We start from the raw sequence: 22,356 nt of genomic DNA on the forward strand, positions 1-22,356 counted from the left end.
TTTTGTTACCCCGCTTAACAAGCATGAATGAACAGCGCCGCTATTGCAGGAGTCAAAACTCGTTTGGTTTAAGCTCGAATATCTAACCACTGAGCTTCGATGTAGTTGCAACACTCTTGTTTTGACCTCGGTCCAAGGATGGCTTGCCAACCAGCGGGAATGGCTTTGAATTCTGGCCATAAACTGTATTGATTATGCGAATTGATCAGCACTAAAAATTGATGCTTAGATTCATCAAAAGGGTTGGTGTATTTTTCTGACATATTTCTCTCTACCGCTGAAAATTAAAGATAAGGTTCTAAAACATATGACAAGCCATCAATGATCCCGCCGCGCCAACAGAGTCGATCGTGACCGCCGTCAAACAGACGAAATTGAATTCGATGCTGTTGTGAAGCCAATTGTTGGTATAGATCTCGACTTAAATCGATCATGATGTCTTCGCCGCTACCTACTTCGAGGAAAAGCGCAAGACGTGAATTGGCACCTAAACCTTGATGTACCTCTTGGCTCATTTTGCTTAATCGCGAGTCGCTTTTCGGTGGACAATATTCACTGGGGGGTTTAACGATCGAGAAATCGGGCCACCAAAATGAACCCGATTGACAAACCACAGAACCGAATCGCTGCGGCCAGTGTAATGCCGCGTACATTGCCGCTAAGCCTCCTAAACTCTGGCCTACGATCACCGTTTGGTCTGCATCGCGGGTTACTCTGACGCGCTCGTTAATCGAGGGGAGTAACTCCTCCATCACGGATTGCCAAAACAGCGGATTACAACTGAGATCATCACTGCGTTGTTGAGCGCTAATTTCATCAATCAACACATAGAGCGCCGCTGGAAGCTTTCCACTGTGGGTCGCCTGTGAAAGAGCCTCATAAACCGGCATCGATTGAGACCAAAAACGGCCATCCAGTATCAATACCAAGGGTAACGGCTCAGTGGTGGGTCTTTGCGCGGTCGAATAAAGCCAAATCTCTCGCGATGTACCGAGCAAAGTGCTGCGCCAAGTAAAGGTCGAATCGGCACTTTTGAAGCACTGACCTTGCGCTGAATCGAAACCGAGCCACTCTGTTTGCGTAAGCGCTTTAGGCATATGACAAGGTGTTTTCGCGCGCCCCCACTCGCATTTTGACAAATCATTTTGAGCCAGTGGATCAGCGCAACTCAGTGGAAAAATGGAGCGTAGCCATTGCCGATGTTGGTGGCGCATTGCATCGTATGAACCTTGGTAACTCGGCTGCACTAACGCTTCTGGGACAGGAATAAAAGAGTACCCTCCTCGCCAACTCTGTTTGACGCTATCGATATAAAACCACACATCGGTATTGTCGATATGAGTAAACTTCGCCATCGAAAAACTGTGATGATCGGTGACACCATTAATATCAACGTAGATCGCTTGATTTGCGGCCACACTCGGCTTCGACCCACGCCATAAAAAAAGAACTTTTGCATATTCGCCATTTATTTCAATCACATAAGGCATGCCGATCGATTGCACATGTGCCCACCAAGGCTCGTCACCAATAGAGCCGCCCTCTTGAATAAAACGGGCCAATACCCCATTGAGCTCAGCCCTCTCTTGTGAGCTCTCCTGATTAACAATCATTACTAAAACCACCCCATATCAAGCCTAGTATTTTTGAAACATAGAAACTAAGTAGCATAAAACTGCATTGATGATATTGCAAATAATAACAATTATCATTAACATTACAACCAGCAACAGTTGATTTGATAATGGTTGCAGCAACATCATTTTTTCTATTAAGGAACTTTTAGGTCATGAAGCCCATGGATATGAATAACGGTAATGGTAAGGCAGTCAGAAATATCAATAAGACTCAACTCGCCACACTGATTGGCATCCTCTGCGTGAGTACTAGCGCAAATGTTGTCGCGGAACAGCTCGAAAAAAAAGAGCCACAGAAAAAGCAGGATACTGTGGTTGTGGTAGGTGAGAAATTGGGAGGAACACTGGCCGAAAACACCAGTTCGCTCACCCTATTCACCGATGAAGTGGATGATGGTGAAAGCCGAGATTACTACGATCTGCTCGACCGCGTACCAAACGTACTCAATGCACCGTCGGGCATTCCACACATTCGTGGGGTTGATGGACGTGGCCCTGGCGAAGGTTTTCTGACCTTCATGACAGGCGCAACACCGCGCGTCAATACCACGGTAGACGGCGTGTCTGAATCTTGGTCTGGAGAAGCGTTTGGTAAAGCTGGACTGTGGGATACAGAACAAGTGGAAGTCTATAAAGGGCCGCAATCCACCAACCAAGGCCGCAATAGTATTGCTGGTGCAGTTGTGATCAAAACTAAGGATCCAACGTTCCACCGTGAGGGTAAAGTTCGCGCTGGTTATGAAAATGAAGACAGTAAATATCATCTCGCAGGGGTCGTGTCGGCACCTCTGGTTGAAGATACTTTAGCGTTTCGTCTTGCCGCCGAAGGTACCAAAGGCAATACCCCTATAGATTACTCTCTGCCTAACGGCGATCAGTACCCTTGGGATCCTTCCGAGCTCGAATCCTATAATGTCCGTGGTAAATTATTGTGGAAACCTCAAGGAAATGACAAGCTAACAGCCAAGCTAACGGTTGGTAGCCGTAATGAAGAGGGGCAATACACCAACTTCGTTACCAAGCCGGGCACACTTGAACTGCATAGCAAAAGTGGCACGCGTCGCCAAGAAACCAAAAGCTGGAATATCAACCTAGACGTCAATTATGTGATTAATGATGAACTGACAACGGATATTTTAGTCGCCCATCGTAACTACACCACCAAGTTCAAAGCTTACCCTCTAACTGACTGGTATGGTGATGTGGATGAAGATAACTACACTGCAGAAGCAAAGCTTACATATCAATCAGTTGATGGAAAGTACAATGCGATTCTAGGCCTAGCCAGCTTCTTCAAAGATCAATACACCGAAACAGATTCATTAAAACGTAAAGATGAAGTTTTAACCAACTCAATCTACTTTGACTCAAGAATTCGTTTGGATAATCGCTGGCAGCTATTATTAGGTGCACGTTATGAAAGAGATGAACTGAAGCGAGATTTCGATCACGCTACCCTACCACTCGATTTTAAAGCCGATGAAGATGACGGCATCCTATTGCCTAAGATTGGTCTATTACTTGATGTCTCAGATCACTCCACCCTCGGTCTTACGGCCCGTAAAGGCTACAATGCCGGTGGATTAGGCTATAACGAGTACAAAGAAGAAGTTTTTGTTTTTGAACAAGAAAAAGTCTGGAGCTACGAGCTAAGTTCTCGTTCAAGCTTCCTGGATGACAAGCTGGATCTGACCGCTAACCTGTTCTACAACGACTACAAAAATTATCAAACTTCGGTCTCAGGTGACAGCGGAAAACGCTTCGACACCTATATCACCAATATACCGAAAGGGAAAACTTACGGTACGGAAGTTGAAGCCTCTTACTGGTTTGATTCTGGGCTCGACCTGTTTGCGTTTGTCGGTCTTCTTAAAACGGACATCAGCGAAGGACCAACCGGTACCTCTACCAATCTCTCAGGCAATGAGTTCAGTTACGCTCCTAAACTGTCTGCAGGTGCGGGCTTTACTCAACACTTAGATTCTGGTCTATTTTTTGGTGCTCGTGTTAACCACGTTTCCGATTACTATACCGATTTAGCCAACACAGAGAGTAAAACGGCTGGCGATTACACTGTGTTCAATCTGAATGCAGGTTACACTCTCAACGATTTGACTATTCGCGCTTACGTGAAAAACGTCACTGATGAAGAGTACGTGATTCGCCAGAAAAGTGATCTCTACGAAGTCGGCGGTCCACGCACCTTTGGCATAGTCGCTGATTACCAGTTCTAGTTAGTAACTCTGACTCACTCTCCTAGACATCAACACTTTGTTTTTGACTGGGGGAGTGATTTTTCACTCAATCTGAGATAAACGTCACCACGCAGGCGACGCATCGAACAAGTTCACTCACTCGATAGGTAAAATAGGCATGCTCATCATTCCAAACTGGCCATCTTTCATCCAATACCACCAGCTTGAAGTGAAGTATCTGCCTGAATACAAAAATAAACTTGAAGAGCAAGGGATCTCCCTGCCCTCTTCTTTAAACCAAGCCGTGCTAAAACGCCATTGTGAATTTTTAGCTGGCAGGATGTGTGCAAAACACTGCCTAACCAAACTGGATCAATCACAGTCGCTAACGTTAGAGATTGGCAAGGGGAACCAAGCGGTTTGGCCGCAAAATATCGTAGGCTCAATATCCCATTGCCATGGCTACGCTATCGCAGCCGCCACTCACCAGACTAAAGCGTGTGCCGCTCTTGGTATCGATATTGAACAACTCATACGAGATGAATGGCTCAGTGATATTCGCCAGCAAGTCATGACACCCGCAGAGCACATTTTTGCTCATCACTTTGCCCAATTAGCGAGCTTTATTACGTTGATTTTTTCCGCGAAGGAATCGATTTATAAAACCATTTATCCATGGGTTGAACAGGTTCTTGATTTTCACGTGGTAGAACTGATCCATGTTGACAAACACGCCAAACGACTCATTTTTCAGATTCACACTGATCTTCATCCTTTTTTAAATCCATCATACACAATCAGCGTTGGTTACCACTGGCCTGACAGTGAGTATGTACTGACTTGGTGTTATTTAAGTCAAGCCCATTTTTCGACACATAAAAAATAGCCGGCTAACACTGCTTTATAACGCCCCATATCAACCTAATACTGGCGTAGCAGCGTACAAAATTCCGTCAAAGGTATAAAACCTTATCTTTCCTTGGTTGTTATTCGCTTGGCAAAGCACGATAATCACCAGATCGGAACTTAAGACTTATATAACTATGACCGAATATTTTTTGTTATTAATCGGCACTGTGCTGGTCAATAACTTTGTACTGGTAAAGTTTCTAGGGCTATGTCCTTTCATGGGCGTATCAAAAAAACTAGAAACCGCAATAGGGATGGGGTTAGCGACGACTTTCGTGCTAACTCTAGCGTCAGTGTGTGCGTATTTAGTAGAAAGCTATGTTCTTAAACCATTAGGTATTGAGTACTTACGCACCATGAGCTTTATTTTAGTGATCGCCGTGGTGGTGCAGTTCACCGAAATGGTGGTACACAAAACCAGCCCAACGTTATATCGCCTGCTCGGGATTTTCCTTCCTCTTATCACCACCAACTGTGCGGTACTTGGGGTTGCGCTTCTCAACATCAACGAAAATCATAACTTCATTCAATCCATTATTTATGGTTTTGGTGCCGCGGTTGGGTTCTCATTGGTATTGATTCTGTTTGCTTCCATGCGCGAACGCATCGGCGTAGCCGACGTACCAACGCCCTTCAAAGGGGCATCAATTGCTATGATAACCGCAGGTCTTATGTCACTCGCCTTCATGGGTTTTACAGGATTGGTGAAGTTGTAATATGAGCACAATACTCATCGCTATTCTTGCACTTGTCGCATTGGCCGCTGTGTTTGGCGCTATCTTAGGTTTTGCCTCTATCCGCTTTAAAGTAGAAGCCGATCCTATCGTCGATCAGATTGATGCGATTTTACCGCAGACACAATGCGGTCAATGTGGCTATCCGGGCTGTCGCCCTTATGCACAAGCCATTGCCAATGGCGATAAAATCAATAAATGCCCGCCCGGCGGCCAAGCAACCATTGAAAAATTGGCTGACTTAATGGGCGTTGAAGCTGAAGAGTCTGCGCATGATCTTGATAATAAGGTCAAAACCGTTGCCTTCATTCATGAAGATATGTGCATCGGTTGTACAAAATGCATTCAAGCTTGTCCCGTAGATGCCATTGTTGGTGGAACTAAGGCTCTGCATACCGTGATCAAGTCAGAATGTACTGGCTGTGATCTGTGTGTTGCTCCCTGCCCAACTGACTGTATTGAAATGATCCCGGTAGAAACTACGACCGATACTTGGAAGTGGCAAATGAACGCGATTCCTGTTGTTGATGTTACCGACTCTGCCTCACGTGCGCAGAAAAGCGTGAATTAAGGATTGGTATGTTGTCATTAATAGAACAAATCAAAGCTGGCACTCTCTGGAACTTCCCAGGAGGCATTCACCCGCCAGAAAATAAACAGCAATCAAATCAAACGGCACTGACTCATGCCGGTATACCGCAAGAAATTGTATTGCCACTCAAACAGCATATTGGCCGAGCCGGTGATTTATTGGTCAGCGTTGGCGATAAAGTACTCAAAGGCCAACCACTAACACAATACACCTCAACCTTCATGTTGCCTGTACACGCTTCAACCTCTGGCACCATTACCGCCATTGAACCGCGCACCACGGCGCACCCTTCTGGGTTAAGTGAAATGTGTATTGTCATCACGCCTGATCAACAAGATGAGTGGGCAGTGCGCGCACCACTGGCTGATTATCGACAACACTCCCCAGAGCAATTGATTGAAATCATTCGTCAAGCTGGCATCTCTGGGTTGGGCGGCGCCGGTTTTCCTACTGCAAAAAAAATGCAATCAGGCCTCGCTCGCACTGATATTTTGATCATCAACGCCGCCGAATGTGAACCTTACATCACGGCCGATGATGTACTCATGCAGCACCATGCCGCAGAGATCATCGATGGGATCAGTATTGTAGAGCACATTCTTAAGCCCAAATTAACCATCATCGGTATTGAAGATAACAAACCAGAAGCAATTCAAGCGTTAGAAGCCGCCGCAATACATAAAGACATCGTGATCCGCGTGATCCCAACCAAATACCCTTCAGGTGGTGAAAAGCAGTTAATTAAATTGCTGACCAACCAAGAAGTACCTGCGGGTAAAATTCCAGCCGATATCGGCTTGATGGTACAAAATGTTGGCTCTATCTACGCGATTAAACGCGCCGTCATGGATGGCGAACCCCTGATTAACCGCGTAGTCACCTTAACGGGCAATACGTTTAAACAGCCCCGGAATGTCTGGGTTTTATTAGGCACACCCGTACAATATTTACTCGAACAATTTGGCTATAAGGCAGATAAAAAATTACCGCGTCTTATCATGGGCGGCCCGATGATGGGGTTCACCCTGCCTCATTCACAAGTTCCGATCACCAAAACCACCAACTGCATTCTGGCACCCACTCGTAAAGAGATTGCCTCTTCACAACATGAAATGGCCTGCATTCGCTGTGGTCAGTGCGCGGAAGCCTGCCCGGCCTCCTTATTGCCTCAGCAACTGTTCTGGCACGCGAAAGCGGAAGAATATGATAAGTGTGAAGAACTGAACCTCAAAGATTGCATTGAGTGCGGGGCTTGTGCTTATGTTTGCCCCAGTGAAATTCCATTGGTGCAATACTATCGTCAAGCCAAGGCCGAGATAAAAACTCGCCAGCAAGAATCAGAAGCCGCTGAACGCGCCAGAGTGCGTTTCGAAGAGAAAAAAGCACGTTTAGAACGCGATAAAGCCGATCGCGAGAATCGTTTCAAAAAAGCAGCCGATGAACGTCGTCAAGAGATGAAACACACAGGCGGCGACGATGCGATTACAGCGGCCATTGCTCGCGTTCAAGCGCAAAAAGCACAAACAGAAAACAACCCAAGCACCGTAAAACCCGCCGTTGCTGCGGCTATTGCTCGCGCTAAAGCCAAGCAAGCCGAAGCACTGCAAGCAGGTCAAGTCGAGCCAGATAACGCTGAAATGGTTAAATTGCGCGAAGAGCGCAAACGTCAAGCTCGCGAGAAAAAAGCGCAGCAAACCAGTGCTGATGCGCCACCAGCAGAAAGTGGTGATGATAAAAAAGCGGCAGTCGCGGCTGCCATTGCTCGCGCGAAAGCGCGTAAAGCAGAACAGCAAACGGCGCCGAGTGAACCCCAGCCAACGCTTGAACCTGCACCAACTCAACCTGAGGATGCCAAAAAAGCGGCCGTCGCTGCCGCCATTGCCCGCGCGAAAGCACGCAAGGCAGAGCAGCAAACGGCGCCGAGTGAGCCTCAGCCAACACTTGAACCTGCACCTGCTCAACCTGAGGATGCCAAAAAAGCGGCAGTCGCTGCTGCCATTGCCCGCGCGAAAGCACGCAAGGCAGAGCAGCAAACGGCTCCGAGTGAGCCTCAGCCAACACTTGAACCTGCACCTGCTCAACCTGAGGATGCAAAAAAAGCGGCAGTCGCTGCTGCCATTGCCCGCACGAAAGCACGCAAGGCAGAGCAGCAAACGGCTCCGAGTGAGCCTCAGCCAACGCTTGAACCTGCACCTACTCAACCTGAGGATGCCAAAAAAGCGGCAGTCGCTGCCGCCATTGCCCGCGCGAAAGCACGCAAAGCCGAGCAGCAAACGGCACAAGCGAAAAACAATCATAATTCTGAGGAGAATAATTAATGGCCTTTTTTATTGCCAGCTCCCCCCATGCACACAGCAAACGCAGCACATCAGAACTGATGAAGTGGGTCGCCTTGTGCGCCTTACCGGGGCTTATCGCGCAAAGCTACTTCTTTGGTTGGGGTACTCTCATTCAACTGATGCTCGCTATCATCATCGCTTTGGCTTTTGAATCTGCCGTTATGCTACTGCGTAAGCGCTCACCACTGTTGGCAATCAAAGATTACAGCGCCGTGGTCACCGCTTGGCTTCTGGCCATTGCCATTCCTCCGATGTCCCCTTGGTGGGTTATCTTTATTGGCCTTATTTTTGCCATCATTATTGCAAAACACTTATACGGCGGACTAGGACAAAACCCATTCAACCCCGCCATGATTGCTTATGTGGTTTTGCTTATCTCTTTCCCTGTGCAGATGACCAGTTGGATTGCTCCAACGGAATTAGCCCCGGATCCAATCTCGTTTAGTGATGCATTTTCACTTATTTTCAGTGGCTTCAACGTAGAAGGTTTATCACTACAACAAATCCGAACAGGTATCGATGGTGTCACTATGGCCACCCCATTGGACGCCGTAAAAACCGGATTACATAACGGTGAGACTCTGCATGAAGCGATGAGCCAGCCTCAATTTAGTGGGTTAGCTGGGCTTGGCTGGGAATGGGTTAACCTTGCCTATTTAGCTGGCGGCTTATTATTGATCAAACTACGTGTGATCAACTGGCATATCCCGATTGCGGTGCTGTGTGGTTTAGTAATGGCAAGTGCTTTCACTGCGCTTATTGAACCGGGAGCAACCGCCTCACCCTTGTTTCATTTGCTCTCGGGCGCGACTATGCTCGGCGCTTTTTTCATCGCAACCGATCCAGTCACCGCTTCGACAACCGTCAAAGGTCGCTTAATTTACGGCGCATTTATTGGCATGATGATTTTCATTATCCGCAGCTGGGGAGGCTTCCCTGACGGGGTAGCCTTCGCTGTATTACTTGCCAACATGTGTGTCCCACTGATTGATTACTACACTAAACCTCGAACCTACGGGCATTAAGGAGCGCTATGTTAACCGCCATTCGCAATAACGGTTTGATTCTCGCTATCTTTGCCTGTGCTTCAACAGGTGTTGTAGCGTTGACCCAATACCTAACAAAAGATCAAATAACCAAGCAAGAGCAGATTCAACTGCAATCGATTTTAAACCAAGTGATCCCGCACAGTTTGCACAACAACGAACTGTACAAATCCTGTACACTGGTGACTGATCCTGCACTTGGTACAGACCAACCTATGCACGCTTATATTGCCACACAAAACGGTGAACCGAGTGGACTGGCTATTGAAGCCATCGCACCTGATGGCTATAACGGCGCGATCAAGGTAATTATTGGCATCAAGCACGATGGCACCATCACAGGGACTCGCGTTCTGTCTCATCAAGAAACACCGGGGTTAGGTGACAAAATAGATTTACGCGTCACTGATTGGATATTGAGCTTTACTGGCAAGCAAGTCACTGAGCAAAATATCGAGACTTGGAAAGTGCGCAAAGATGGGGGACAATTTGATCAGTTTACTGGAGCGACGATTACGCCGCGAGCCGTCGTCAAAGCGGTGAAAAATACCGCTCAGTTTGTGAATCAACATCGAGAAGCACTATTAGCACAACCTTTTGACTGTAAAGGAGCCAGCAATGAGTGATCATAAGACACTGATTAAAAACGGGATGTGGAGCAACAACCCTGCGCTCGTTCAACAACTTGGACTGTGCCCTTTACTAGCGGTTTCTTCCACTGTCACGAATGCGCTAGGTTTAGGCGTTGCGACATTGCTGGTTCTCGTCTGTTCAAATGTCACCATCTCATTAGTACGAGATTATGTCCCCAAAGAAGTTCGTATTCCTGTGTTTGTGATGATCATCGCCGCACTAGTAACTTGCGTACAACTGTTAATGAATGCCTACGCTTACGGCCTGTACCTATCGCTAGGGATCTTCATTCCTCTGATTGTGACAAACTGTATCATCATCGGTCGCGCCGAAGCATTTGCCTCAAAAAATGCAGTGTTGCCTTCAGCACAAGATGGATTTTGGATGGGCATGGGAATGACCACTATTCTGGTCATTTTGGGCGCACTGCGTGAAGTAATTGGCAATGGCACACTGTTTGATGGTGCTGATTTATTACTGGGTCATTGGGCAACCATTTTACGCATTGAGGTCTTCCATTTTGACAACAGCTTCTTGCTTGCGCTCTTGCCGCCTGGAGCGTTTATTGGTGTTGGCTTTTTGATTGCAGCTAAAAATATCATCGATAAAAATCTGGCTGCTCGCCAACCTAAAGAACAAAAGCCCGTCATAGAACGAGCACGCGTCACTAACGCTTAGCGAAATCATAAGGAAGTTTTCCAAACGATGAATAATGTCAAACGAGTCGAGATCCTCGAGCGCTTACGGGCCAATAACCCGAAGCCAGAAACCGAGCTTAAATGGAGCACACCGTTTGAGTTACTGATCTCAGTACTGCTTTCCGCTCAAGCGACTGACGTCAGCGTTAATAAGGCCACTGACAAACTTTACCCTATTGCTAATACGCCACAAGCCATCTTTGAGCTTGGCGTTGATGGGCTAAAGCAATACATCAAAACCATTGGTTTATTCAATTCCAAAGCAGAAAACGTCATCAAAACTTGCCGTATCTTATTGGATCAATACGCAGGAGAAGTGCCAGAGAGCCGTGAAGCATTAGAATCGCTGCCCGGCGTTGGCAGAAAAACGGCCAATGTGGTATTGAACACCGCTTTCGGGTGGCCAACCATCGCCGTTGACACGCATATTTTCCGTGTTTCAAATAGAACCAAGTTTGCGGTGGGTAAAAACGTTGATGAAGTGGAACAAAAGCTGCTCAAAGTCGTCCCTAAAGAATTCAAAGTTGATGTTCATCACTGGTTGATCTTACATGGTCGCTACACCTGTGTCGCAAGAAAGCCGCGTTGTGGCAGTTGTATCATTGAAGATCTTTGCGAATTCTCTGATAAAACTGACCTATAAAATTTAACCAGATCCCCAAAATACTCAACTCTGCAAGTAGGCAGTAAGTAAACGAATTCCTTTGAACATAGATAAACTCTGTGATTGGAGTGGGTGAACGTAAGCCAACATCATCGCCACAGTGGTCGGGTGGAGATAGATATTTCATCAGAAAGTTAGGAGCTCAACATGTCAAATAGTCGTATTTTGCACACCATGCTACGCGTAGGCGATTTAGAAAAATCGATCGCGTTTTACACCAAGGTCATGGGTATGCAACTGCTTCGTACTAATGAAAATACAGAATACAAATACACATTGGCATTCCTGGGTTATGGCGATGAATCTCAGGGTGCGGTGATCGAACTGACCTATAACTGGGGCACCACAAGCTATGACCTAGGCAATGCTTTTGGCCACATCGCCATTGGTGTTGAAGATGTGTATACCACCTGTGACGCGATTAAAGCGGCTGGAGGTAATGTGACCCGTGAAGCTGGCCCAGTAAAAGGTGGCACCACGCATATCGCTTTTGTGAAAGATCCTGATGGTTACATGATTGAACTTATCCAAAACAAACAAGCATCAGCAGGTTTAGAAGGATAAGCCTCTTTGCGGCATCGGCTAGTTATATAAACTAGATGCGTAAGGTTTCCCGGATAACATCACAAAAAGCAGCCTTTGAAATGGGCTGCTTTTTTACTCTAACGTTATTAGATAATTGTTCGACCCAGTGAAATAACCACACGACGGTTTTTATCTTTGCCAATTGGTGATGCATTGTCGGCAATCGGCCTGCGTTTACCATAGCCTTGCACTTGAATGCGATCCTCAGGTAACCCCAGTGATTTAAAGTAATCTCTTAATACCTCAGCCCTACGCTCAGAAAGATCCTGGCTCACTCCTCGACTATCAACAGAGTCGGTATAGGTAGAAACCAACACCAAATCAATATCTTGGTTATAGCGAATATAGTCAGCAATTTGCGCAAGCCGTTTTTGCGAAGCTTTATTGAGTTGTACATTATCGCGGTCGTAATGCAGAATCGTAAATGAGATATCTTCAAAACTGTACGTCAGCAAATTGCTCACACAATCGCTAAACACGTTGTACTTCTCTTGAAAAAGAACCGACGAGAGAGCAACTTCAATGCGCTGATCTCGGCTTTGCCAATCTTGGTAGCTAAAGGTTGGATAGCGTCCTTTTTCCAATTCACTGAGTAGGCTCCAAGCGGTTTGACCACCGATGTAACCATCGAACTGTTTGAAGAATTGCAAATTGGTAATACGGTCTGCACTCTCACCCGGACGCCAACTCGGTGGTAATGACACTAAACTTACATTGCGAGTTTCGCCCATTGGACGACGCATTTTGAGTTCGAAATCGAGGTTAATCTTCTTATTCGCACGTGAAGAGAATTCAGCGTCACCGTAATTGGGGATCGGATGGACCAAACGGCACTCTAAAGGGGTATTCGTCACCATCTGCCACGTAGACTGCTGTGGTGTTGCCACATAACGCTTATCCATCGCCATAGGGGCAAAGGATGTCAGTATGCTGGTCATCACAATAGTGGCAGTAACCCATTTATTCATAACGATTTTATTCTCCGAGCGATACTACAACGATGGCGGAAAATTGCCGCTTCGCTTTCTATTGACTAAGTTAATGCAAAAATCTAGCCACATCACCGCACTATCCAACGCATAGTGAAACCTGCATTTATTAACGTGTTTGGTTTTTATCGTAGAAAGAATCTGTAATAATGCCAGCTCTGTCACACAACCAAGAGCTAGCATGACTGAAGTAAATGAAGCATTGACACTGAAAAAGCGTTTCCGCGGTTATTTTCCCGTCGTCATCGACGTCGAAACAGCCGGTTTCAATGCAAAGACCGATGCACTATTAGAAATCTGCGCGATTACGTTGCGTATGGATGAACAAGGTGATCTGCACCCAGCATCGACGATTCACTTTCATGTTGAGCCTTTTGAAGGTGCCAACCTTGAAAAAGAGGCGCTTGAGTTTAATGGCATTCGTGACCCATTTAGCCCATTACGCGGTGCCGTCAGCGAAGCCGAAGCACTCAGAGAAATTTATAAGCTAGTCCGAAAAGAGCAACGCGACAATGACTGTAGCCGCGCGATCATGGTGGCGCACAATGCTACCTTTGACTTGAATTTCGTGATGGCAGCCAGTGAACGCTGCAAGCTAAAACGAGTCCCTTTCCACCCTTTTGCGACTTTTGATACCGCTGCGCTAAGTGGTTTAGCCTATGGGCAAACCGTTTTGGCCAAAGCGTGCAAATCCGCTGGGATGGAATTTGACAATAGAGAAGCGCATTCAGCGCTATACGATACGCAAAAAACAGCCGAACTTTTTTGCGGTATCGTCAACAAATGGAAGGCCCTTGGCGGATGGCCACTTGTTGAACCTTCAGAAAACAATAACAAGTAAACACAACTAACCGAGAAATATATGAATCCTGTAGTAATTTCTGTATGCATCATGCTGCTTCTTGCGCTGATGCGGGTCAATGTCGTCGTCGCACTGACATTTAGTGCGATCGTCGGTGGTTTAGTTGCAGGGATGAGTTTAAATGACGCTGTTTCTGCATTTGAAAGTGGCTTAGGTGGTGGTGCAACCATCGCACTAAGTTATGCGATGCTAGGCACCTTTGCCGTCGCGATTTCTAAATCTGGTATTACTGACTTACTGGCGCAAAACGTGATTAAGCGTATCCATGGCAAAGAGCATGGTGCGGCCACCACAGGTTTGAAGTATGCGGTTCTGGTCGCGCTGGTTCTAGTTACCATGTCATCGCAAAATATCATTCCTGTCCATATCGCCTTTATTCCGATTTTAATTCCACCGCTATTGGGCGTCTTTGCCAAGCTGAAGCTTGACCGCAGGCTGATTGCTTGCGTGCTCACTTTTGGCCTTATCACGCCCTATATGGTCTTGCCTGTCGGCTTTGGTGGGATTTTCCTCAATAACATCTTACTCAAGAATTTACGCGATAATGGCCTTGAAAACGTGACGGCAAGCCAAGTGCCGATAGCCATGCTGCTACCCGCCGCTGGGATGATTTTTGGCTTACTGGTCGCCATTTTCTTTACCTATCGTAAACCTCGCCAGTATCAAGAGACGGAACATACTGTCATTAATACCGAACCAAAAGCGATCAACAAAAAGCATATTTTGATTGCCGCGCTCGGTATTATCACGGCACTTGCCGTGCAACTGTCCACAGGTTCAATGATCATCGGCGCACTGGCTGGTTTTATGGTCTTCACTTTTGGTGGTGTGATTGCGTGGAAAGAGACGCACGATGTGTTCACCAAAGGTGTACATATGATGGCAATGATTGGCTTTATTATGATTTCAGCGGCCGGATTTGCCGCCGTAATGAAAGCTACTGGTGGCGTTGAGTCGCTCGTCGAGGCCTTATCAGTAAGCATTGGCGACAACAAAGCGTTATCGGCTTTATTAATGCTGATCGTCGGTTTGTTGGTCACTATGGGCATTGGTTCATCCTTCTCAACGATTCCAATCATCGCAACCATTTACGTGCCCCTTGCCCTCGCCTTTGGCTTTTCGCCTATGGCGACCATTGCGCTAGTGGGTACCGCTGCTGCGTTGGGCGATGCTGGCTCTCCAGCGTCAGATTCCACCTTGGGGCCAACGTCAGGCCTAAATGCGGATGGCCAACACGAACATATTTGGGAAACGGTGGTCCCAACCTTCATCCATTATAATATTCCACTGATTGTGTTTGGCTGGATTGCGGCAATGATCCTTTAGTCAAACCCTGTTAACGAGCACAAAAAAAGGCTTCCTCGATGGAAGCCTTTTTCTTTGCAGCCTATTTGGGGAGATGCGCTCGATTACGCGCCTTCGTTATGAATCTCTAGGTTGGCGAGATCTTGCTGGATTTCTCGAACCGTTTTTGCATCGTCGCTGCGCATCGATTCAAGAAAATCAAGATACTGCTGATCAATATCGCCCGTGACGTATTCGCCGTTAAATACCGACGCTTCAAATTTTGCAATATCGCGGTTACCCATACCGACGGCATCCACCAAATCTTCCAGATTTTGGAAAATCAGAGCATCGGCACCAATTCGCTGCGCAATTTCATCGGCATCTCGGCCATGAGCAATCAACTCGTTAGCACTTGGCATATCAATGCCATAAACGTTAGGGAAACGGATTTCAGGCGCGGCTGACACCATGTACACCTTGTTTGCACCAGAATCACGAGCCATCTCAATAATTTGCTCTGACGTAGTTCCACGCACTATCGAGTCATCCACTAGCAACACGTTTTTGCCCTTAAATTCAGAACGAATCGCATTGAGTTTACGTCGCACTGATTTTTTACGCTGTTGCTGGCCCGGCATAATAAATGTGCGGCCAACGTAGCGGTTTTTAACAAAACCTTGGCGATATGGAATATCAATCGCTTGTGCAATTTGCAATGCGATATCACACGAAGTCTCAGGAATGGGGATCACGACATCAATATCTAAGTCAGCAAATTCGTTCTTGATACGCTCACCCAACTTTTTACCCATTTCTACGCGCGCGCTGTAAACCGAAATTTTGTCGATAAACGAATCTGGGCGGGCGAAGTAGACAAATTCAAAAATGCATGGGTTAAGTGTTGGATTATCGGCACATTGTTTAGTAAATAGCTGGCCATCAAAGGTCGCATACACCGCTTCCCCGGGGGCAAGGTCACGCACAAAATCAAAGCCGACAGCATCTAGCGCCACCGACTCCGAAGCGGCCATGTATTCGGTACGGCCATCGACTTCACGTTTACCTAAGCAGATAGGACGAATACCATGCGGGTCACGAAACGCGATCATCCCATGCCCAATGATCATCGCGACAACAGCATAAGCACCGCGAATGGTGCGATGTACATTGGCGACAGCACGAAACACATCTTCTGCGGTTACATTGCCTCTGACTGTATCAATTTCATGCGCCAAGACGTTAAGCAGCACTTCGGAATCTGAAGTGGTATTGATATGGCGACGATCTTTTTCAAACAACTTCTGGCGTACTTCGTTGGCATTGGTAAGGTTGCCGTTATGAGCAAGCGTGATACCAAACGGGGAGTTAACGTAGAAAGGTTGAGCTTCTGAGGCACTCGAACTACCCGCAGTAGGATAACGAACATGTCCAATACCCACCGTTCCTTGAAGACGCTGCATGTGTTTTGCTTCAAAGACATCTTTCACTAAACCGTTCGCCTTACGCAGACGGAAACGATTGCTTTCTATGGTACAAATACCAGCGGCATCTTGGCCACGATGCTGCAATACCGTTAACGCGTCATAAATTGACTGGTTTACCAGCGTTGTACCCACGATTCCAACAATACCACACATGTCCTGATCCTCGATTTGCGACAGTAACTGGCGCTAAATCGCGCCAGAGAGAAAACTTGATGTTGCTTGTAAGTGCTCAAAGAACGGCGCAATGATACGGCTAAATTCCGGTACCAATTGCGAGCTCTTCCACCACTCTGAATTTGGAAATGCGGTAAACGCATCCATAAAAAACAAGGCAGCTGAAACAATCAACACACCACGCAATGCTCCAAAAACAATGCCCAGTACCCGATCAGTTCCTGATAGGCCCGTTTTTTGTACCAATTGAGCAATCACATAGTTAATGATCGCTCCGACAATGAGTGTTGCAACAAACAGTGCTGCGATGGCCGCGCCATTACGAAACATGTCATCTTTGATATTTGAAAAATACACCGCAAGTTTTGCGTAGTATTGGCTGGCAATAAAAAATGCACCGAACCATATCACTAATGACAACGCTTCTTTAGCAAAGCCACGGACTAAACTGATCAATGCCGATAGGCCGATCACACTTAAAATGACAATATCTAACCAATTCATGAGTTCTACATCTTAAGTTGGCGCGCATTTTAACAGAAAAAAACGCGACGCAAACGTTTTCTTATGGGTTTAGTGGTTTAAATTTGAGCAATTGACCTTTTGCACCGGTAATTTTTTCCAGTTCTAAGAGTTGACGCTCAAGCTTGGTTTTGGAAACATCTGGGCCAATAATGATCCGAGTGAAGCCATTTTCTTGCTTAGTATGAGCTTGATAACCCCGTTTTTGCAGATCTTTAACCACGGTTTTTGCGTTTTCGGCATTCTTTAATGCCATCAACTGAATGAGCCAAGCACTATCTTGGTAATCATTTCTTTCCGCAGTTTCTTTCACTTTCACAGTGAGTGGCTTGCTCTGCGTTGCTGCGTCGCTCTGGTTAGTTTGTGCGATCACTTCAACAGGCGAATCGGGCAACGCGACTTGATCTTCAACGGGGTCGAGAATTTCAAACTTCTCTACGTCGCTGTCTAATTCAGGCTTAATTGGGATGCTGGCGATATCTTCTTTGTAGTGGGTCTTTTTGCCATCCAATACATCAGGTAACACTATCACCCCTATCGCCACCAATATAATTGTTCCTACCAAGCGGCTCTGAAACTTACTTGCCATTTATACTCCTTTGTTCTGCCAGTGCTCTAATACTTCACCCACAGTATGAAACGACCCAACCACGATAATGACATCATTGCTATCGGCTTGTGTCATCGCGGCTTCAAAAGCGCTGACTGGGTTAGCAAACGGTTTAACGCCAGGCTCAAGGTACTGACACAGTTCATTCGCTTGCGCGGCTCTAGGGCCACTTAATGAAGCAGGATACCAAACGTTAGCGATTGATTTCAGTTGATGAAGCGTGGCCTTCACATCTTTATCATGCAGCATGCCAATCACCACATGGACCTTTTTGTGTGCGTAACGCTGTTTGAGCTGCGCCACCAAATATTCGGCCGAATGGGGATTATGTGCAACATCAAGAATGATTTCTGGGCTATCACTGATTTTTTGCATCCGCCCAGCAAGTGTTGCGTTGCTAAGCCCATTGACGATATTGACATCACTCACAACCAAACCGGAGCAGCCGAGTGCCATTAATGCCGTAGCCGCATTAGGCAAGGGCAAGCGAGGGAGCGGTAAATCAGATAACTCAAATGGACCACTTCGCCAATTCCACGTTGTTTCAGAGGCCAGTTCATAGGAAAACTGAATACCGACTTGGTACATCTCCGCACCAATATCATCGGCATGCGCTGCAACCGTTGGTGGTGGCTTAGGCTGGCCGCAAATGGCGGGTTTACCTGCGCGATAAATCCCCGCTTTCTCATAGCCAATAACATTGATGTCATCGCCGAGCCAATCCACGTGATCAATCGCCAAGCTGGTGATCACAGAAACATCGTGATCCACGATATTGGTCGCATCAAGTCGGCCACCTAGCCCAACTTCCAATAAAATGACATCCACCGCTTGCGTTTGAAATAAACGCAGCGCCGCCAATGTACCGAACTCAAATAGGCTTAGACTGATGTCACCCCGTTGCGCTTCAACAAAAGCGAAGGCTTGCGTATGCTGTTCATCGCTGAGCTCAAGCGCATTAATACGCACGCGTTCGTTATAACGGATAAGATGAGGTGAGCTATAAACGCCCACGCGATAACCTGCATCCAATAAAATGGCTTCCATCAATGCACAGGTCGAGCCTTTGCCATTCGTTCCAGCCACGGTGATTACGGTAGGTGCAGGTTTAATAAGATTCGCTTTTTGAGCCACAGCTTGAACACGATCCAAGCCAAGGTCGATAGCGGAGGTATGAATATTCGCTAAATAATCAAGCCACATCGCAAGAGAGGATGTGGCTTGTGGGATAAGGTTTTGAGTCATCTAACGTTTATAACCATTAAGCAGTTAGTGTGTTAGTGCCTACTTTACCCTTTTTCGTGCGCTTCTGGTACAGCGTAATCAGGTTCAGTCGGTGAATCGTCAACAGAAACGACCAATGGTGAGCTGTGATTGGTCAATTTAGCGATCAATCCACCTACGCGTTGACGCATTTCACGGCGATCGACAATCATATCAATCGCACCATGCTCAATTAGGAATTCGCTGCGTTGGAAACCTTCAGGTAGATCTTCACGTACCGTTTGTTCGATAACTCGACGACCTGCAAAACCAATCAGTGCTTTAGGTTCTCCAATATTGATGTCACCAAGCATCGCTAAACTTGCAGATACGCCACCCATGGTCGGGTCCGTCATCACTGAGATATAAGGTAAGCCTTTGCTTGATAAACGTTCAAGCGCCGCACTGGTTTTTGCCATCTGCATCAATGACATTAACGCTTCTTGCATACGCGCGCCGCCACTGGCAGAAAAGCAAACCAAACCACAGTTGTTTTCTATAGCGGCATCAACAGCTCGTACGAAACGCGCACCAACTACAGACCCCATTGAACCACCCATAAAAGAAAATTCAAAAGCACAAGCAACCAAAGGCATACCCAATAGTTCGCCTTGCATCACCACAAGAGCGTCTTTCTCGCCACTGCTTTTTTGAGCAGCTGAAAGGCGTTCTTTATAACGTTTTGAGTCTTTAAATTTGAGTTTATCTTGCGGCTCTAACTCGTCACCAATCTCAACACGATTCTGTTCATCAAGAAAAGTCTCTAAGCGGCGACGTGCTTTCATGCGCATGTGATGATCACATTTAGGGCACACTTCCAAGTTACGCTCAAGCTCAGCGTGATATAACACTTGCTCACAAGAAGTACATTTAGTCCAAACCCCTTCAGGGATGGATGCTTTACGCGAAGTTACGATATTGCTTTTTTCTAAAATCTTTTCAAGCCAACTCATGGAAGACCTTTACTCTTAACTCTCTCGCGTGATTGCGAAAGATACAAATTTGGGATTTATGCGTGAGGATTAAAACATATAAAATGCTTAGTGTAGACAAAAAACTGGTTGTACCTATTTTCTGGCTGTCATTTCCACACACGTCACGACTCTGTTTTGGACACTTTACGCGTTATTAGTTCAAATTATCAGCTAAAAATAGCGGCCCAAGCGACTCTTTTGGTAAAGAAAATTCTTCTGGATAATCAACAGCAACCAAATATAATCCTTCAGCTTTGGCTGTTGCACCCGCCAGTTTTCTATCTTTGGCTTCAAGCAGCCATTTTATCCATTCTGGAGGCTGCTCACCACGGCCGACAACGATGAGGCTACCGGTAATATTTCGCACCATATGATGGACAAAAGCATTTGCTTTAATGTCGATGACTACATAGTTGCCATGCCGAGTCACATTCAAATGCATGACGTTTCGCCAAGGACTATTCGATTGACAATGCACAGCGCGAAAAGAGGTGAAATCATTTTCGCCCAATAAAAGCTGCCCTGCTTGCTGCATTTTCTCAACGTCTAAATTGCCATGATAATGACTGACACCTGAAGATAATATGCCAGGGCGATAAGCATGATTATAAATGATGTAGCGATAACGGCGTGCTGTAGCCGAAAAGCGAGCGTGAAAATCGCTTGAAACCTCAGTTGCCCAACGAACAGCGATATCTTTTGGTAAATGAGCATTGACACCCATTGTCCAAGCGACCATTTTTCGGCAAGCCGTAGTATCAAAATGTATCACCTGCCCCGTGCCGTGAACCCCTGCATCGGTGCGCCCCGCACACAATACTTCAACCGGATGGTTCGCCACAACTGTGAGTGCTTTTTCTAATTCTTCTTGGACACTTTTAACGTCACGTTGTCGCTGCCAACCATAGTATTGAGAACCATTGTACTCAATACCTAAAGCGATTCTCATCATCTGATTCTCTTTGAAAATGGGTCGGGCAGTATAATCGCAATCAAAAAAAAATTCTAATCGACAGGTCATCTGCAAGTCAGAAAAGGCTATTCAATAACAACGAGGCCGTATGTTCACGGCCTCGTTTGTTTTTAAGCTCGGCGATTAATGCTGTCAATCAAGGATTTCGCTTCTCGTCGAATATCATCACTACCATCAACAATGGCTTCCTCTAACAGTTTTATCGCCCCTTTATCATCGTTCATCTCGATGTAAATTTTGGCGAGGTCAAGCTTACCCGCCGCCTCAGAGTTATTGTCTACATCGATATCACCAATGTCACCAATCACATCCGGAAATTCACTTAAACCAACATCTAACTTGAGTTCTTCATCTTCAGGGCTGATCCCCTCTTCACCCTCAACTTGAGCCATTAGCTCATCGATGGTCATGTACTGGCTCTTTTGGGCTTCAAAATCATCGAGTTCATCTTGAATTCCCCAGTTTTCATCAAGAATTTGAGGCTCGTCGGTTTGGATCTCATCGTTCCAAACGGCAAGCTCTTCTTCAGGCACGTCATCTGGGATGGAAGCTTGTTGATCTGGCGTTAAATTAAAACCGTTCCAATCTTCACCGCCTACCTCTAACATTGCATCAATATTCATACCAGCACTATCAATGGTACGAGCATCTAATGGTCTATCAAAAGAGAATGGCGCAGAAGATACACTTTCCTCATCTAGCCAATCTTTTAAGGCTTTCTCATCGAACTCCTGTTTTGAAACACTCTGCAATTGGTCTGCGTCATCATCTTCTAAAAGCGGCTGTTGATCTGTTTCTAGTGCTGGTTCGTTAATTGAAGCAAGTGCATCTTCTTCACTAAATTCAGGTAAGGATTGCTCGTCAATCGCTTCAAAACTTTCTTGAGCAACAGGCTCTGACGCCGCTTCTTGAGGCTCGGCTATCGCATCCGCCAGCGCGTCTTCTTCTGTGTACTCTGGCAGCTCAAGATCCGTAAGGTCGCTCTCGTCTTCCTTTTCTTCTTCTAGAGGAGGCTCGTTAATTGAAGCAAGTGCATCTTCTTCACTGAATTCAGGCAAAGCTTGCTCGTCAATCGCTTCAAAACTTTCTTGAGCAACAGGCTCTGACGCCGCCTCTTGAGGCTCGGCTATCGCATCCGCCAGCGCGTCTTCTTCTGTGTACTCTGGAAGCTCAAGATCCGTAAGGT

Annotated in this window: 22 protein-coding genes; 12 read left to right on the forward strand and 10 right to left on the reverse strand. The window is 46.3% G+C overall.

What is annotated here, in order from left to right:
* Window positions 1-68: 68 nt before the first annotated feature.
* The gene (locus AACT23_RS09120) at window positions 69-263 is read right to left on the reverse strand and encodes an MbtH family protein (protein ID WP_013857274.1); all 195 of its coding nucleotides are present in this window, start codon (window positions 261-263) and stop codon (window positions 69-71) included.
* Window positions 264-284: 21 nt separating this feature from the next.
* Complete coding sequence (vabH, locus tag AACT23_RS09125) at window positions 285-1,625, reverse strand: vanchrobactin esterase VabH (RefSeq protein WP_094129653.1); 1,341 nt, start codon at window positions 1,623-1,625, stop codon at window positions 285-287.
* 164 nt (window positions 1,626-1,789) lie between these two features.
* Here vabH and fvtA point away from each other — a divergent pair, with 164 nt between their 5' ends.
* From fvtA to gloA, 10 genes are all read left to right on the forward strand, one after another.
* Window positions 1,790-3,871, forward strand: a complete 2,082-nt coding sequence (gene fvtA, locus AACT23_RS09130; protein ID WP_094129656.1) for a TonB-dependent siderophore vanchrobactin receptor FvtA — start codon at window positions 1,790-1,792, stop codon at window positions 3,869-3,871.
* Window positions 3,872-4,010: 139 nt separating this feature from the next.
* Entirely contained in the window at window positions 4,011-4,718 is a 708-nt protein-coding gene (locus AACT23_RS09135; protein ID WP_094129659.1) for a 4'-phosphopantetheinyl transferase family protein, read from the forward strand.
* A 157-nt stretch (window positions 4,719-4,875) separates the two neighbouring features.
* Window positions 4,876-5,457, forward strand: a complete 582-nt coding sequence (rsxA, locus tag AACT23_RS09140) for an electron transport complex subunit RsxA (protein ID WP_010318463.1) — start codon at window positions 4,876-4,878, stop codon at window positions 5,455-5,457.
* Between the two features lies 1 nt (window position 5,458).
* On the forward strand, window positions 5,459-6,046 hold the full coding sequence (gene rsxB / locus AACT23_RS09145; protein ID WP_013857280.1) for an electron transport complex subunit RsxB: 588 nt from the start codon (window positions 5,459-5,461) through the stop codon (window positions 6,044-6,046).
* An 8-nt stretch (window positions 6,047-6,054) separates the two neighbouring features.
* Entirely contained in the window at window positions 6,055-8,385 is a 2,331-nt protein-coding gene (gene rsxC / locus AACT23_RS09150; RefSeq protein ID WP_094129662.1) for an electron transport complex subunit RsxC, read from the forward strand.
* Window positions 8,385-9,431 carry an electron transport complex subunit RsxD gene (gene rsxD, locus AACT23_RS09155; RefSeq protein WP_013857282.1) on the forward strand — a complete coding sequence of 349 codons (1,047 nt, stop codon included), beginning with the start codon at window positions 8,385-8,387 and terminating at the stop codon, window positions 9,429-9,431. Before rsxC ends, rsxD begins: the two co-directional genes overlap by 1 nt.
* Window positions 9,432-9,439: 8 nt before the next feature.
* Window positions 9,440-10,078 (forward strand): electron transport complex subunit RsxG, encoded by a 639-nt coding sequence (rsxG, locus tag AACT23_RS09160; RefSeq protein ID WP_094129665.1) that lies wholly within the window; start codon window positions 9,440-9,442, stop codon window positions 10,076-10,078.
* Entirely contained in the window at window positions 10,071-10,763 is a 693-nt protein-coding gene (locus AACT23_RS09165; RefSeq protein WP_010318468.1) for an electron transport complex subunit E, read from the forward strand. Before rsxG ends, AACT23_RS09165 begins: the two co-directional genes overlap by 8 nt.
* Before the next feature lie 27 nt (window positions 10,764-10,790).
* Window positions 10,791-11,426 carry an endonuclease III gene (nth, locus tag AACT23_RS09170; protein WP_010318469.1) on the forward strand — a complete coding sequence of 212 codons (636 nt, stop codon included), beginning with the start codon at window positions 10,791-10,793 and terminating at the stop codon, window positions 11,424-11,426.
* A 168-nt stretch (window positions 11,427-11,594) separates the two neighbouring features.
* Window positions 11,595-12,011: a lactoylglutathione lyase gene (gloA, locus tag AACT23_RS09175; protein WP_013857285.1), complete on the forward strand. Its 417-nt coding sequence runs from the start codon at window positions 11,595-11,597 to the stop codon at window positions 12,009-12,011.
* 107 nt (window positions 12,012-12,118) lie between these two features.
* Here gloA and motY read toward each other — a convergent pair whose 3' ends face one another.
* The gene (gene motY / locus AACT23_RS09180) at window positions 12,119-13,000 is read right to left on the reverse strand and encodes a flagellar protein MotY (protein ID WP_013857286.1); all 882 of its coding nucleotides are present in this window, start codon (window positions 12,998-13,000) and stop codon (window positions 12,119-12,121) included.
* Window positions 13,001-13,202: 202 nt separating this feature from the next.
* Between motY and rnt the strand changes: the two genes are divergently transcribed.
* Together rnt and AACT23_RS09190 are read left to right on the forward strand one after the other, a co-directional pair.
* Entirely contained in the window at window positions 13,203-13,862 is a 660-nt protein-coding gene (gene rnt / locus AACT23_RS09185) for a ribonuclease T (RefSeq protein ID WP_010318472.1), read from the forward strand.
* Window positions 13,863-13,883: 21 nt separating this feature from the next.
* The gene (locus AACT23_RS09190) at window positions 13,884-15,209 is read left to right on the forward strand and encodes a Na+/H+ antiporter family protein (RefSeq protein WP_010318473.1); all 1,326 of its coding nucleotides are present in this window, start codon (window positions 13,884-13,886) and stop codon (window positions 15,207-15,209) included.
* Between the two features lie 83 nt (window positions 15,210-15,292).
* Here AACT23_RS09190 and purF read toward each other — a convergent pair whose 3' ends face one another.
* The 7 genes from purF to AACT23_RS09225 form a co-directional block, all read right to left on the reverse strand.
* Window positions 15,293-16,807: an amidophosphoribosyltransferase gene (purF, locus tag AACT23_RS09195; protein ID WP_013857289.1), complete on the reverse strand. Its 1,515-nt coding sequence runs from the start codon at window positions 16,805-16,807 to the stop codon at window positions 15,293-15,295.
* Between the two features lie 33 nt (window positions 16,808-16,840).
* Entirely contained in the window at window positions 16,841-17,332 is a 492-nt protein-coding gene (locus AACT23_RS09200; RefSeq protein ID WP_013857290.1) for a CvpA family protein, read from the reverse strand.
* Window positions 17,333-17,393: 61 nt separating this feature from the next.
* Window positions 17,394-17,939, reverse strand: coding sequence for an SPOR domain-containing protein (locus AACT23_RS09205; protein ID WP_013857291.1), 546 nt, complete (start codon window positions 17,937-17,939; stop codon window positions 17,394-17,396).
* Window positions 17,940-19,205, reverse strand: a complete 1,266-nt coding sequence (gene folC, locus AACT23_RS09210; RefSeq protein WP_013857292.1) for a bifunctional tetrahydrofolate synthase/dihydrofolate synthase — start codon at window positions 19,203-19,205, stop codon at window positions 17,940-17,942. It abuts the gene before it with no gap.
* A gap of 44 nt (window positions 19,206-19,249) precedes the next feature.
* On the reverse strand, window positions 19,250-20,176 hold the full coding sequence (gene accD, locus AACT23_RS09215; protein WP_017043471.1) for an acetyl-CoA carboxylase, carboxyltransferase subunit beta: 927 nt from the start codon (window positions 20,174-20,176) through the stop codon (window positions 19,250-19,252).
* A 175-nt stretch (window positions 20,177-20,351) separates the two neighbouring features.
* Window positions 20,352-21,146 (reverse strand): tRNA pseudouridine(38-40) synthase TruA, encoded by a 795-nt coding sequence (gene truA, locus AACT23_RS09220; protein WP_094129678.1) that lies wholly within the window; start codon window positions 21,144-21,146, stop codon window positions 20,352-20,354.
* A gap of 134 nt (window positions 21,147-21,280) precedes the next feature.
* Window positions 21,281-22,356: FimV/HubP family polar landmark protein (locus tag AACT23_RS09225; RefSeq protein ID WP_303396348.1), on the reverse strand; the 1,076-nt coding region annotated here is incomplete at its 5' end.

The sequence above is a fragment of the Vibrio sp. V09_P4A23P171 genome (assembly GCF_963875615.1).
In the GTDB taxonomy this organism is placed as follows: Bacteria; Pseudomonadota; Gammaproteobacteria; order Enterobacterales; family Vibrionaceae; genus Vibrio; species Vibrio anguillarum.